This window comes from Maribacter sp. Hel_I_7, from assembly GCF_000688315.1.
Taxonomy (GTDB): Bacteria; Bacteroidota; Bacteroidia; order Flavobacteriales; family Flavobacteriaceae; genus Maribacter; species Maribacter stanieri.
The window spans coordinates 2,147,974-2,160,796 of the sequence record NZ_JHZW01000002.1; the positions used below are offsets into that span (position 1 = coordinate 2,147,974).

Annotated in this window: 15 protein-coding genes; all 15 read left to right on the forward strand. The window is 40.4% G+C overall.

Annotated features, from left to right (window positions below):
• Window positions 1-203 precede the first annotated feature (203 nt).
• Window positions 204-446: a hypothetical protein gene (locus P178_RS0110915; protein ID WP_027066254.1), complete on the forward strand. Its 243-nt coding sequence runs from the start codon at window positions 204-206 to the stop codon at window positions 444-446.
• A gap of 39 nt (window positions 447-485) precedes the next feature.
• Window positions 486-701 (forward strand): heavy-metal-associated domain-containing protein, encoded by a 216-nt coding sequence (locus P178_RS0110920; RefSeq protein ID WP_027066255.1) that lies wholly within the window; start codon window positions 486-488, stop codon window positions 699-701.
• Between the two features lie 174 nt (window positions 702-875).
• The gene (locus P178_RS0110925) at window positions 876-1,439 is read left to right on the forward strand and encodes a DUF305 domain-containing protein (RefSeq protein WP_036146099.1); all 564 of its coding nucleotides are present in this window, start codon (window positions 876-878) and stop codon (window positions 1,437-1,439) included.
• A gap of 68 nt (window positions 1,440-1,507) precedes the next feature.
• A complete protein-coding gene (locus tag P178_RS0110930) occupies window positions 1,508-2,779 on the forward strand; it encodes a PQQ-dependent sugar dehydrogenase (RefSeq protein ID WP_027066257.1) in 1,272 nt (423 codons plus the stop codon).
• A 114-nt stretch (window positions 2,780-2,893) separates the two neighbouring features.
• Window positions 2,894-3,202 (forward strand): DUF6660 family protein, encoded by a 309-nt coding sequence (locus P178_RS23685; RefSeq protein ID WP_081819423.1) that lies wholly within the window; start codon window positions 2,894-2,896, stop codon window positions 3,200-3,202.
• 58 nt (window positions 3,203-3,260) lie between these two features.
• Window positions 3,261-3,656: a hypothetical protein gene (locus P178_RS0110935; RefSeq protein WP_231500528.1), complete on the forward strand. Its 396-nt coding sequence runs from the start codon at window positions 3,261-3,263 to the stop codon at window positions 3,654-3,656.
• Window positions 3,657-3,773: 117 nt separating this feature from the next.
• A complete protein-coding gene (locus tag P178_RS0110940) occupies window positions 3,774-8,177 on the forward strand; it encodes a CusA/CzcA family heavy metal efflux RND transporter (protein ID WP_027066259.1) in 4,404 nt (1,467 codons plus the stop codon).
• Between the two features lie 19 nt (window positions 8,178-8,196).
• The gene (locus tag P178_RS0110945) at window positions 8,197-9,423 is read left to right on the forward strand and encodes an efflux RND transporter periplasmic adaptor subunit (RefSeq protein ID WP_027066260.1); all 1,227 of its coding nucleotides are present in this window, start codon (window positions 8,197-8,199) and stop codon (window positions 9,421-9,423) included.
• Window positions 9,424-9,529: 106 nt separating this feature from the next.
• Window positions 9,530-9,868: a P-II family nitrogen regulator gene (locus P178_RS0110950; RefSeq protein ID WP_027066261.1), complete on the forward strand. Its 339-nt coding sequence runs from the start codon at window positions 9,530-9,532 to the stop codon at window positions 9,866-9,868.
• A gap of 84 nt (window positions 9,869-9,952) precedes the next feature.
• Complete coding sequence (locus P178_RS0110955) at window positions 9,953-10,585, forward strand: cation transporter (protein ID WP_027066262.1); 633 nt, start codon at window positions 9,953-9,955, stop codon at window positions 10,583-10,585.
• Window positions 10,586-10,587: 2 nt separating this feature from the next.
• Window positions 10,588-11,010 (forward strand): Fur family transcriptional regulator, encoded by a 423-nt coding sequence (locus P178_RS0110960; RefSeq protein WP_027066263.1) that lies wholly within the window; start codon window positions 10,588-10,590, stop codon window positions 11,008-11,010.
• 26 nt (window positions 11,011-11,036) lie between these two features.
• On the forward strand, window positions 11,037-11,387 hold the full coding sequence (locus P178_RS0110965) for an STAS/SEC14 domain-containing protein (RefSeq protein ID WP_027066264.1): 351 nt from the start codon (window positions 11,037-11,039) through the stop codon (window positions 11,385-11,387).
• A gap of 266 nt (window positions 11,388-11,653) precedes the next feature.
• Window positions 11,654-12,088, forward strand: coding sequence for a hypothetical protein (locus tag P178_RS0110970; protein WP_027066265.1), 435 nt, complete (start codon window positions 11,654-11,656; stop codon window positions 12,086-12,088).
• Between the two features lie 2 nt (window positions 12,089-12,090).
• Window positions 12,091-12,390, forward strand: coding sequence for a hypothetical protein (locus tag P178_RS0110975; RefSeq protein WP_027066266.1), 300 nt, complete (start codon window positions 12,091-12,093; stop codon window positions 12,388-12,390).
• A 69-nt stretch (window positions 12,391-12,459) separates the two neighbouring features.
• Window positions 12,460-12,819, forward strand: a complete 360-nt coding sequence (locus P178_RS0110980) for an STAS/SEC14 domain-containing protein (protein WP_027066267.1) — start codon at window positions 12,460-12,462, stop codon at window positions 12,817-12,819.
• Window positions 12,820-12,823: the final 4 nt, after the last annotated feature.

The following is a 12,823-nucleotide window of genomic DNA, read 5'->3' on the forward strand; positions in this document are numbered from 1 at the left end:
TACGACCGCGAAGATACTGGCCACGACCTACAAAGACATTGGCGACCTGCTAAAGTATTGCCATAGGCTCTGTACGTCATGTGCCACGGAATGTGAAAAACACGAATACCAACATTGTGTGGAATGTGCGGAAGCCTGTAGAAAATGTGCGGCTGCCTGCAAGGATATGTTAGTGAAATATGAAACCTCAAATATACAGCAAGATGAAAATTATTTTTAGAACAGCTGTATTTCCAGCCCCATTTTTAGTGCTGACCTCCTGTTTGGAAGGTAAAAAGAAGCAGAGCGTAAAGGTAATTACACCTCAAAAAGTCAAGGAACTCTACCGGACTAATAAAGTGGCCAAATACCTCACAGAAAGTTTTGGGGACGAGTATGGTGTCGAACGTTCCGGAAATCAAAAATCCACGTGTCAGGGAAAAGATGATGGACTGCGGTTTGGTTGAAGAAGTAATAGAAAAGTAACAGATTAAAAATCCAAGAAAATGAAAAAAACATATTCAATCGAAGGAATGAGCTGCAACGGATGTCGCGGCCATGTAAAAAAATCACTTTTGAACGTAACGGGCGTCGCCGATGTGTCGGTCGATTTGGAAGATGCGGAAGCAACCGTAGAGTCCCAATATGAGGTGCCGTTAGAAAACTTACAAGAGGCGCTGCAAAATAGCCAGTATTCAATCCAGCCACAGAAAGTCGGTTAGCGTTAAATACTCATAACAGTTATATGAACTTTGGGTAATTAAAACATAAGATCAAATCGTCCTCACAGGCCTGAGCATCCATAAATATTCAGCCTGTATAGAGGATAGCACTCTTACAAGAATTTAATTTTAAACAATAACAATCAAAACTATTAATTTATAAAATCTAAAAAGATGGAAAACAAACAAGAAAGCGGCAACAACTATAGTAAATTTTTCGGAATGATCGCTACTGCAATGGTGGCAATGTTCTTTTTAATGTACACAAATTCTTACCAAATTATTGATCACTTTTGGTTTAGTGAAACAAGGTTTTTTATGACTCTAATCATGGCCGGCTCCATGATCATTATAATGCTTCTGTTTATGCTGGGTATGTACAAAAATCGGGGAGTGAACATAGCGATAATCGGGTTGGGCATCGTATTGATTGCCAGTGGTATTGGTTTGGTTAGAAGTCAGGTAACCGTGACGGGCGTTGACTATATGGAAGGTATGATCCCACACCATTCCATCGCCATTTTGACAAGTGAGCGGTCTCAAATTGAGGATATCCGCGTAAGGAAACTCGCCGACGAAATTATAAAGGCACAACGTAGGGAAATTATGGAAATGGAATGGCTGATAAACGATATCAATGAAAATGGTGTAGTAGAAACGGAAGAGGAACAGAAAAACAGGCCATTGCCAAAATTTGAAGGAAAGCTAGACGAAGAAACACGAAACCTAACTGAGTAGCAAGATTAGTCTTGGAAAACAAGGAAGGTTGATTTTGATTTGACTATCAACAATCAAATTCGAACATTATGAGAACTTTAGCAGTATTTTTTAGCCTTATTATATCCGCCTACGGCTTGGGACAGGATAAAGCGATAGATTCACTTCCAGAACCGTTCGCTACGAAATCCGTTTCGAACTTTTCAAATGTACTAGGCTGGGAAAACGGAAGGACGCCCAAAGCGCCAGAAGGTTTTACCGTTACCAAATACGCCGATGGCTTTGAAAACCCACGTTGGTTGTACGAGCTTCCCAACGGCGATATTCTCGTGGCCCAGAGCAATTCCAATTACGGAGTTTTCAAGCAGATAGGGGCATGGCTTATCGGTGCCGGTAAATCAAAGAACCTCTCAAACAGCGCCGACCTAATTACCCTGCTCCGCGATACGGACAAGGATGGAATGCCCGATGTCAGGGAAACCTTTCTTCACGATGGCTTGAACCAACCTTTCGGTATGTTACTCATTGGAGATTCTTTTTATGTGGCAAATACCGATGCATTGATGCGATATCCGTATAAAGAAGGACAGATGAGCATTACCGCCAAAGGAGAAAAAATAGCCACCCTGCCCGCTGGAAAAGCCAATCAACATTGGACCCGAAACATCATAACGAATGAAGACGAATCGAAAATCTACATTGCTGTGGGAAGTGGGAGCAACATCGCCGAGAAAGGAATCGAAAAGGAGCTGCTAAAGGCAAATATTCTACGTTGCAACACTGATGGCTCGGAACTGGAAATATTTGCTTCTGGTCTTCGAAATCCCGTAGGGATGGACTGGGAACCCGAAACAAAAGTTCTATGGACGGTGGTCAACGAACGCGATGGATTGGGCAACTTTCTGGTACCCGACTATCTGACCAGCGTTCAAGAAGATGGTTTTTACGGATGGCCCTATACCTACTTCGGACATGAAGATCCGAGAGTTAAAATCGAACAACCCACGAGAAGGGGCGAAGCCTTGATTCCCGATTATGCCCTGAAATCGCATACCGCTTCCTTGGGGTTGGTCTTTTATGACGGAAATAGTTTCCCGGAAAAATATAACGGTGGGGCGTTTGTCGTGCAACATGGCTCTTGGAACAAAAAGAAACTATCGGGATATCGGATCATCTATATCCCCTTTGAAAACGGAAAGCCATCCGGGCCCGAAGAGGATTTTCTGACCGGTTTTATCGTCGATCCCCAAGAGGACGAAGTATACGGTAGGCCGGTAGGTGCCATAGTCACTGAAGATGGCTCATTATTGGTAACCGATGATAAAACGCATACGATTTGGCGGATAAGCGCTAATGACTAAAGTTTTTACGTTTATTGTCTAATATTTTAATTTAATAGCGTTCTTACGAACGTTGCCCTTTTTCCATCACTCCTTTGCAACACAGTTGCACTATAATTCCTTTATCTTTGCATCGTGAAATTTTTGGCAATCATATTATCCATCTACTTTCTGGCACTCAATTTCGTGCCTTGTAGCGATGCCAGCAGTGTTGATGATGGCACACAGGTCGTTTCTGTAATGGACTTCGATGGCGACCACGGTCAAGACTGCGAACTGTGTTCCCCATTCTGTCAATGCCATTGTTGCCATTCGCATACCATCGATTTCGGCCTGGCTATTTTTGAACCCATCCAGCCTACTATTTCGCTAGCAAATTTTGCCCATTTCGACAGTTTGGGCAAGGATATTTCACTTTCCCTTTTACAGCCACCTCGGGCATAATTCAGTTTAATCTTTGCACAAACTGTGCATCGATTAATTTGTATCTTTGTCAAACTTTATGAAAATACTTGTTTCCATATCCATGTCGTTTCTATTCTTTTTTCAAGGGATTAGCATAGATATGGACTTTTGTGGTCCAATTAAAGAAATTTCAAGTATTATTACCCATTATCAAGACCATAAAGTTTATGGCGACTCTTTCATTGAATATGTAGTTGAAGATTACATTGACAGTGATGCAAAAAAGGAAGGGCATCATAATAACCCAGATAAGGAGAATACACCAGTTCATCCCCATAATCAATGTTGTCACCCTTTAGTATTAATTATTGCGAACAACAATTCGGCTTTAACCAATCAACTAAAGTTTGAAGGAAAAAAACAGTTTAACTTACATAATGTAAACCTCACTTCCAGATATCTGGAATCGCCTTTCCAACCCCCTAAAGTATAATTCAGTTTTTTAAGGATAGCTATATCCTTACGTGATGCTTTTCAAAGTAAGCATTGCATTATAAACGCATTGCATCTAATTGCATTGCGAGGTTTAAACTGAATTAATACTTTTTCTATGATTAACAAAATCATTTCATATTCCATTAATAATAAATTTATTATTGGACTCTTTATAGTGGCACTTGTCGGCACGGGCATTTGGTCTATGGCCACAATAAACCTAGGTTCCGTACCCGATATTACCAACAACCAAGTACAGGTTATAACAGTTGCCCCAAATTTAGGAACAGAAGATATAGAACAATTTGTTACCTATCCCGTAGAATTGGCAATGGCAAATCTACCTGACGTTATCGAACTACGTTCGGTGTCCCGTTTTGGTCTTTCTGTAGTTACCATTGTCTTTAAGGATGAGGCTGGAACCTATCTTCCTAGGCAATTGGTACAAGAGAAATTAACCGAAGTTGCCGGAGAAATCCCTGAAGGTTTCGGCACACCTTTTATGGCACCCATAACAACAGGTTTGGGCGAGATTTTTCAATACACCTTAAAAGTAGAAGATGGTTATGAGGAAAAATATGACGCAATGGAGCTTCGTACCATCCAAGATTGGATTGTAAAACGCCAAATGGCATTAGTCCCCGGAGTCGTCGAGGTCAATGCTTTTGGAGGTTATGTAAAACAGTACGAAGTAGCCATAAATCCAGATAAACTAAAAAGTTTTGGCATTACAATGAACCAGGTTTTTGAAGCCCTTAAGGTGAACAATGCCAATACCGGTGGAGCTTATATTGAAAAAAACCACCAAGCCAATTTTATCCGTGGCGAGGGATTGGCACGTAGTATCGCCGATTTGGAAAACACGGTTGTGACGACTCAAAATGGAAGCCCTGTTTTAATCCGGGATGTCGCGGAAAAAGTAGGCTACGGTAATCAAGTGCGTTATGGTGCATTTACCCAAGATGGCCACGAATCTGTAGGCGGACAGATTTTGATGCTAAAAGGCGAAAGCCCGGGTACTGTAATAGAAAATGTGCAAAAACGTATCGATGAGATTCAAAAATCCCTACCAGAAGGTGTTTATATAGCACCGTTTTTAAGCCGAAGTGAATTGATAGGAAGAACCACAAGCACAGTACAAACAAACCTCATAGAAGGTTCATTAATTGTGATATTTGTCTTGGTGCTATTGTTGGGAAGTTTCCGTGGTGGTTTGATTACGGCTTCGGTAATCCCTTTATCCCTATTGTTCGCATTTATTTTGATGAAACAATTCGGTGTATGGGCAAATTTAATGTCCTTGGGTGCAATAGATTTTGGAATCATCGTTGATGGTGCGGTAATCATTGTAGAAGGAATGGTTTTCCATATTCATCAACGGATGAAAAAATCAACTAAGGTTATCGAGCAGGCTGAAATGGACGAAATTGCCTATGAATCTGCAAGTACGATGATGAATTCCGCATTTTTCGGACAATTGATTATTCTTATCGTCTTTACGCCAATTTTATTCTTAACCGGTGTAGAAGGAAAAATGTTCCGTCCAATGGCATTTACCTTTGGGTTTGCAGTTTTAGGTGCTATTATTCTTTGTCTTACTTATGTGCCAATGGTTTCTGCAATGTTCCTTAAACCTACAAGAAATCAGAATAGTTGGTTTGCCAAGTTTGAAAATAAAATTGATAGGTTCAGTGATAAAATAATGTCGGGTCTAAACAGAGCGTATGTACCATTGCTCAATTTTGCACTTCGTTTTCGGGCAGGTGTCGTTATTGGCGCAGTTACCTTATTATTAATAGCAGGATTTATCTTCAGTAATATGGGTGGCGAATTCATACCTAAATTTGATGAGGGCGATATTGCGTTTCAAGCTTTGATAAAACCGGGGAGCAGTCTTACCGAGTCGATTGAGGCTTCAAAGAAACTTCAAAATTTAATCAATGAATTTCCCGAAGTAAAAACGGTAGTCTCAAGGATTGGTGTGGCTGAAATACCAACAGACCCAATGCCTATGGACATTGCCGATAGTTACATTATTCTTGAAAAAGATAAGAGTAAATGGACTTCCGCAGATAGTAAAGAAGAACTTATAGAAAAAATCCAAGAAAAAATTTCAGTAGTTCCCGGCGTAAATTTCGTTTTTACACAACCTGTAGAACTTCGTTTTAATGAATTGCTTACGGGTGTTCGTGAGGATGTGGCAATTAAATTGTACGGAGAAGATTTGGGCGTTTTAGCAGACAAGGTACAGGAAATTGCTGCGGTCATCAGAACAGTTCCCGGAGCGGCAGACTTAAATGTTGAGGCTACAAGCGGTTTACCTCAAATGACAGTGGAATACAATCGGGCAAAAATGGCACAATATGGCGTGACCATCGATAAATTGAATGATTATGTAAGTGCTGCCTTTGCAGGCGAACAAGCGAGCGTAATTTTTGAGGGCGAAAAACGATTTGATGTGGTCATCCGATTGGCAAAGGAATTTAGACAAGATATCAATAACCTTAAAAATCTTTACATAGACCTACCAAACGGAGCACAAGTACCATTAAAGGAAGTGGCGGAAATCAGTTATAAGCCAGGACCAATGCAAATCTCAAGGGACAACACCTCTCGTCGTATTTCCGTGGGTGTCAATGTTCGTGGACGTGATGTAAAGTCGATGGTCGAGGAAATACAGCAAAAATTGGAAACGGACGTGAAACTGCCACCTGGTTATTTTGTAACCTACGGAGGTTCGTTCGAAAACCTTCAACGTGCTTCAGACCGATTAATGATTGTAGTGCCTATTGCACTTTTCCTAATATTCATATTACTCTATTTTGCCTTGAGTTCATTCTCGCAATCACTAATGATTTATATGGCAGTGCCTTTGGCGGCCATTGGTGGCGTATTTGCCCTTTGGATAAGGGGAATGCCTTTTAGTATTTCCGCAGGCGTAGGCTTTATTGTGCTCTTTGGAGTTGCGGTTTTAAATGGATTGGTACTGATAAACAAATTCAATGAATTAAAAGAAAGTGGAATGACAGACTTAAAAAAACGAATATACGAAGCAACGCACGAACGCTTACGTCCAATTTTGCTTACTGCAACGGCAGCCATTATGGGCTTTATCCCAATGGCTATTTCTACCTCTGGGGGTGCGGAAGTGCAGCGACCATTGGCAACGGTGGTTATTGGTGGATTACTTACAGCGACGTTTTTAACGCTTGTTGTTCTACCCGTATTATACTATTGGCTTGAATCCCGAAAAGAAAAGAAGGAGAATGGTGGCGATGTAAGTTACATTAACAAAGGCACAACGGTTATTATTGTATTATTGAGTTTGGGAGGGCTTTTAACCCCAAATTCAGCAAATGCACAGGACAATCAGTTGGCCCAAACCCTTACTTTGGAAGAAGCCATATCTATGGCCAAGGAGAATTATCCTTCCCTAAAGGAAAGCCAAGCTTTTATTGAGCGTGAACAGGCGATGAAAGGCACTAGCTTCGATTTGGGGAATACGCAGATTTTTACGGGGAAGGAAGAAGCGGGCAATGACTTTCCCGGTGTACAGACCACAATTGGGGTACAACAGGGAAATATTGATTTACTTTCCGGTTTTTCAAAATCCAAGTTCTACAAAGAACGGGTCGAACTGGGCGAAAAGTTCTACGCCGTCAACGAACAGCAATTGATCCGTAATGTGATGCAGGCTTACGACCGTATCAACTATAACAAGGCACAACTGCGGTTTGCGGAACAGTTGGACAGTGTTTATGCCAACTTTAGGACCGCTGCCGAATTGCGCTATGATACAGGGGAAACTGGCAAGCTGGAATTTATTGCCGCTTCTTCAGAATATCAACAGATTCAGGTCTTAAGGCAGCAAGCCTATGATGATATTGAAATTGCAAAAAGGGCATTGAAGCAGTATTTGGGCATAGATCAAGAAATAGAAACGGTCGGTCAGCTCTATGAACCGATGGATTTTTTGGCCAATTTGGATTCGGCTTCCGCAGCCAATAATCCTTTGCTTCAATATGCTATGCAAAATGCGGAAGTAAGCAAAGCCAATATCGGGGTCGAGAAATCACAGTTCCTGCCACAATTCAACCTTACCTATGGCCGTCAAGAGGTAGATAATGCTTCAGGGTTCTATACCTATCAGGCAGGTATCAGCATACCGCTTTGGTTCTTTCCCCAGAAATCAAGGGTAAAGGCGGCCAAGGCTGATGCTATGGTTGCCGAGAACCAGTATCTCGAACAAAAGGCGATGACCGAAAGTAGGGTGTCACAGCTCATAAAATCGCTGGAAAAGACCCAAAAAACACTTGACTACTATCAGGAAGGTGCCTTGCTATTGGCCGAGGAACAGATTGCAACGGCAGAACTGGCCTCTAAGGAAGGTGAAATTGATTATGTGAACTATATCACCATTCTCAACAGTGCCATTAGGATAAAACAAAACCATTTACAGTTTATAAATCAGTATAACCAGCAGTTTATTGAGCTGCAATACCAATTGGGTAACCTATAATCTAAAAAAAGAATAAAAAATGAAAAATATAGCAATAGTAAGTGTAGCATTAATGACCTTTTTTATGGTTGGCTGCAACGACAAGCCCAAATCGGAATTAGGGCATTCAGAAAACGAGGCGGTGACGGATAAAATGGAAGTTGAGGATGAAGGACAAAATGGAGAAGAAGGCCAGGAAGGCGTGGTAATACTGACCAACGACCAAATCGAAACCGTTGGTCTTGAGACCAAACTGTTGGAAAAACGTAATCTCGGTAACAATATCAAGGTTACAGGAAGACTCGAACTTTTCCCTCAAGACAAGGCCAATATCAGTCCGTTTATGGGTGGTAATGTTAGGTCGATTAAGGTTATAGAAGGTGATAAAGTGCGCAAGGGTGAAGTGCTTGCCTATCTTGAACATCCTGATATTATAAGTATGCAGCAGGAATATCAGGAAAAGAACGATGAACTCGTATTCCTAAAGCAGGATTTTGAGCGAAAAAAAATATTGTTCGACAAAGGTGTTTCCTCAGGCAAGGAATTCCAGATGGCACAATCAAAATTTCGTTCCACGACCTCAAGTGTAAACGGTTTAAGGTCAAAACTACGTTTATTGGGAATTAACGCATCCAAGGTAGAGCAAGGAGAAATCTACTCTGCAATACCTATAACTACGCCAATATCGGGCTATGTAGACGAGGTAATGGTAAGTCTTGGGGACTATGTGGCACCACAGTCCAAGATGTTCGCCGTGAGCGATAATTCTAAAATCCATTTAGACTTAAAAGTGTACGAAAAGGATATTCCAAAGGTAAAGGAAGGACAGAAAATAATCTTTACGGTAGCTTCTAAACCCGATGAATTGTTGACCGCAGAAGTACATTCCATCGGTAAAACCTTTGAGGAAGACCCTAAGGCCTTGCACGTGCACGCCGATATAGATAATAAAAATGGCGAATTGCTTCCCGGTATGTATGTTGAAGGCAGGATTGCGGAAGGACAAAAATCAGGATATGCCGTTCCAGAGGAAGCCATTGTCAAGGAAGGCGAACAATCCTATATTTTCACTGTGGATGAGGATGAGGAGACCGAAGAAAACTCGGTGAAATTTAGAAGAATCCCCGTAAGTACAGGCGTCAATGACCTTGGCTTTGTGGAAATCAATATTCCTTCAGAAATGGCAAAAAATATTAGGGTAGTCACAGTTGGAGCCTACACCCTTTCTTCGGAAATGGTCAAGGGTGAACTGGAACACGGGCATTAATTCTATAACAATCAATGGTTTTGATTCCGAGTCTGTTTATCGTCTTATTTAGTTAGTTAAAATTAAAGGATAGGCTCGGTTCAAAATCGATTAAAAATAAATAATTATGAAAGAAATAAAAGCATTTGTAAAACCGAACAGGATACAAAGAATCATAGAAGCCCTGACTGATAACGGATTTAAAAGTATGACCCTGTCACAAGCAGAAGGAACTGGGGCTTTCAAGGCAAAAGGAGCTAAACCTTCACTCGATTTTCACGTAACAAACAGCCCTGTGGTAAAATTGGAACTCGTTTGCCAGAACGAGGAAGCACAATCTGCAATAGACATCATTCTCAAAAATGGCAAAACCCCAAATCCTGGTGATGGCATCATTTATTTGTCTGAGATTGAAGATGCTTTTCAGATAAAAACAGAGGAATCTTTAAAACAATTCAAAATTTAATTGTTTCGTAATTAATGCGTTGAAGAAAAATAATTAGGCTTAAATGGATAGCAAAAAGATACAAAATAATAGAGCCATAAAAATATGGAAACAACAAGAAAAACCAATTTAAAACAGGCCAGAACACTTCAAATTTGGAACGTCATTTATGACGTTATAGAGGTGGTCGTCTCGCTTATTGCTGGAATAACAGCAAATAGTTCCGCACTCGTAGGTTGGGCACTTGATAGCACGATAGAAGTGATAAGTGCCGCAACACTTGGATGGCGTCTGCACGGCGAGCTCAAAGGCATCGATGAAGAAAAGGTAAAACGAAGACAAAAAATTACCTTGAACGTGATTGCAGTTTCATTTACGCTCATCTGTATTTTCATTTCCTATGATTCCATTACCAAGCTCATCAATAAGGAAACCGCAAGCTGGAGCACGTTGGGACTGGTCATATTATTGGTCTCGCTCGTTGTCAATCCTATCTTGATATATTTTAAAAGAAAATATGGTAACAAACTGGAAAGTCCAGCTCTATTGGCTGATGCAAAAGACACCTTTATTTGTCTTTACCAGACAGTGGTCGTATTGACAGGATTGCTATTGGTCAACTGGCTGGAGTGGTGGTGGGCAGATCCTGTAGCGGCCTTGCTCATCGTTCCATACGCTGCAAAAGAAGGTTGGGAAGCATTTAACAAAGCAAAAAATATCAACTACAATATCACGTAAATATGCAAGAAGTTGAAAAATTTTTAGAAAGCAAAGGCATCCGCCCTACGGCAATGCGCTTGATGACCTATAAACGGTTGGCGCAATTAAACGTGGCCATTAGCCTGGGCGAGCTCGAAAAGGATTTTGAACGTTCAGAAAGGAGCACACTTTTCCGTACTATGAAAACATTTGAGGAAAAAGGAATCGTGCACCAAATTGAGGATGGCACCGGTATTGTTAAATATGCCCTGTGCGAGGAAAATTGTGAATGTGAGGTCGGCAACGACCTTCACTTACACTTTCATTGCAATAGTTGCGGTGAAACGGTGTGCCTGACCGAGCATAAAATTCCGACGATAAACCTGCCCGAAGGCTATGTGGCAGAAGATATCAATCTTGTGGTAAAGGGTGTCTGTGAGAAATGCAGTGATGATTTGGATTAACCATTTTTGATTAAAAAATTGGAACAATGATGACGATTTATAAAAAGGAATGTAAGGTATATATGGTAGCTCAAAATAGGTTGGATGCTACAGATTATGAAAATTTGATACCTCAATTAAAGGACCACATACAGGCACACAACAAAGTGTACTGGTACATTGAGATGGAAAGTTTTGAGGGTTGGACCTCAAGTGCGTATTGGAAAGGTATTGAAATCAAACTTCCAAATAAGGAACGATTAAAACGGGTTGCATTAGCGGGTAATGCCAAATGGCAAGAACAGTTTACGGAAGTTTTGATACGCTTTACAAAGGCGCATATTAAATTTTTCGGTCCTGATGAAAAAAAATTAGCCAAGGAATGGATAGAGAAATAAAATAATTAAAACAGTTAAATTAATTTAAACGAAAGAACTATAATTTCCTATTAAAATTTGGGGAATGCGATTTACACTGGAAGCACTGGATAACCCTCATCCCAAATTCCATAAACAAAACTGTGCAATCGAATTCCTGAGGGACGTTTTGTATTAGGCAAAATAAGCGAGAAAGATTTTGAGAATTGTAAAAAATGGTCACAGGAAAACAGGTTGCGTTGCATTTAACCGAACTCTACAGAAATTAGAAACGAGAAATAAAAAATATGAATGCCAAAATTATTAAAGTCTTTTTGCGATTAGCAATTTCATTCGGTTTTTTATCAGCAGTAGCCGATAGATTTGGAATTTGGAGCAAAGAAGTTTCTGTTTGGGGAAATTGGGACAGTTTCTTGAGTTATACCCAAATGATAAATCCTTGGATTCCGAATTCACTAATCCCAACAATCGGAATTTTGGCAACCGTAGCCGAAATTGTTTTTGCGATTTTCTTGATAATAGGATTTAAAACAGAACTATTTGCAAAATTAAGCGGATTTCTACTGTTACTATTTGCTGTGTCAATGACTTTTTCAACCGGAATTAAAGGAGTGCTTGACTTTTCTGTTTTTAGTGCATCTGCCGGAGCTTTTGCTTTAAGTCTTATGAAAGAAAAATATTTGGAATTGGACAATCTGATTTCTAAACCGAGAAATAGCTGAAAATGAAACCGTCCAATGGCTTACAAAATCAAAAAATAGGAGCACTGAACAGGCAAGGACTTCTTATTGCTATTGTTTTAGGGTTCGCAGTTGGCATAATCATCATACAGCCTTTGGGCATTTCCCTGTTCGAGTATGACCAAGGTGTTGATGTGGGCAACTGGTGGTATTTGTTCAAAAAAGCAGTCGGGCAAGCTGCAAGGTTTAGGGATATGGACCAAATCCTAAAAAATGCCCTGTTTGGTATTATGGGAAGCAGTCTTGCCCTGATGTTCTATACAAGAAAAGCATTATACAATTGAATAAATAAAAATGCCCCAACACGGGTGTTAATTCTATGATTTTAACCTAAAGCAATTAAAACTGGAAAAATGATACAGATTCTGAACATAGAAAATGAAAACGTGATTGCCACCAAGATTACCTGTAAAATTACAAAGAAGGATATTGAAAAAATCCATCCGCTCACTCACAACATCATCGAAAAAGGCCATAAGGTGGACTTTTACTTTGAACTGGAAGATATTGACGGCTATGACCTTGAAGGTTTATGGGCAGATTTAAAGGTAGATGCCGCACATCTATCGGATTATGGGAAAATGGCATTCGTTGGAGATAAGAAATGGCAGAAATGGGCCGCCAAAGCCACCGATTTCTTTACCGGTTCAGAAGTCAAATATTTTGACCTTCAGGATAAGGAACAAGCAAAAAACTGGATACAAATCAACTAAGGAT

Bases quoted from the DNA above. Each gene is read 5' to 3' on its own strand.
- P178_RS0110930 (WP_027066257.1), top strand. From the start codon at position 1,508: ATGAGAACTTTAGCAGTATTTTTTAGCCTTATTATATCCGCCTACGGC.
- P178_RS0110975 (WP_027066266.1), top strand. From the start codon at position 12,091: ATGAAACCGTCCAATGGCTTACAAAATCAAAAAATAGGAGCACTGAAC.
- P178_RS0110965 (WP_027066264.1), top strand. From the start codon at position 11,037: ATGATGACGATTTATAAAAAGGAATGTAAGGTATATATGGTAGCTCAA.
- P178_RS0110945 (WP_027066260.1), top strand. From the start codon at position 8,197: ATGAAAAATATAGCAATAGTAAGTGTAGCATTAATGACCTTTTTTATG.
- P178_RS0110940 (WP_027066259.1), top strand. From the start codon at position 3,774: ATGATTAACAAAATCATTTCATATTCCATTAATAATAAATTTATTATT.
- P178_RS0110980 (WP_027066267.1), top strand. From the start codon at position 12,460: ATGATACAGATTCTGAACATAGAAAATGAAAACGTGATTGCCACCAAG.
- P178_RS0110915 (WP_027066254.1), top strand. From the start codon at position 204: ATGAAAATTATTTTTAGAACAGCTGTATTTCCAGCCCCATTTTTAGTG.
- P178_RS0110955 (WP_027066262.1), top strand. From the start codon at position 9,953: ATGGAAACAACAAGAAAAACCAATTTAAAACAGGCCAGAACACTTCAA.
- P178_RS0110950 (WP_027066261.1), top strand. From the start codon at position 9,530: ATGAAAGAAATAAAAGCATTTGTAAAACCGAACAGGATACAAAGAATC.
- P178_RS0110920 (WP_027066255.1), top strand. From the start codon at position 486: ATGAAAAAAACATATTCAATCGAAGGAATGAGCTGCAACGGATGTCGC.
- P178_RS0110925 (WP_036146099.1), top strand. From the start codon at position 876: ATGGAAAACAAACAAGAAAGCGGCAACAACTATAGTAAATTTTTCGGA.
- P178_RS0110935 (WP_231500528.1), top strand. From the start codon at position 3,261: ATGAAAATACTTGTTTCCATATCCATGTCGTTTCTATTCTTTTTTCAA.
- P178_RS0110960 (WP_027066263.1), top strand. From the start codon at position 10,588: ATGCAAGAAGTTGAAAAATTTTTAGAAAGCAAAGGCATCCGCCCTACG.
- P178_RS0110970 (WP_027066265.1), top strand. From the start codon at position 11,654: ATGAATGCCAAAATTATTAAAGTCTTTTTGCGATTAGCAATTTCATTC.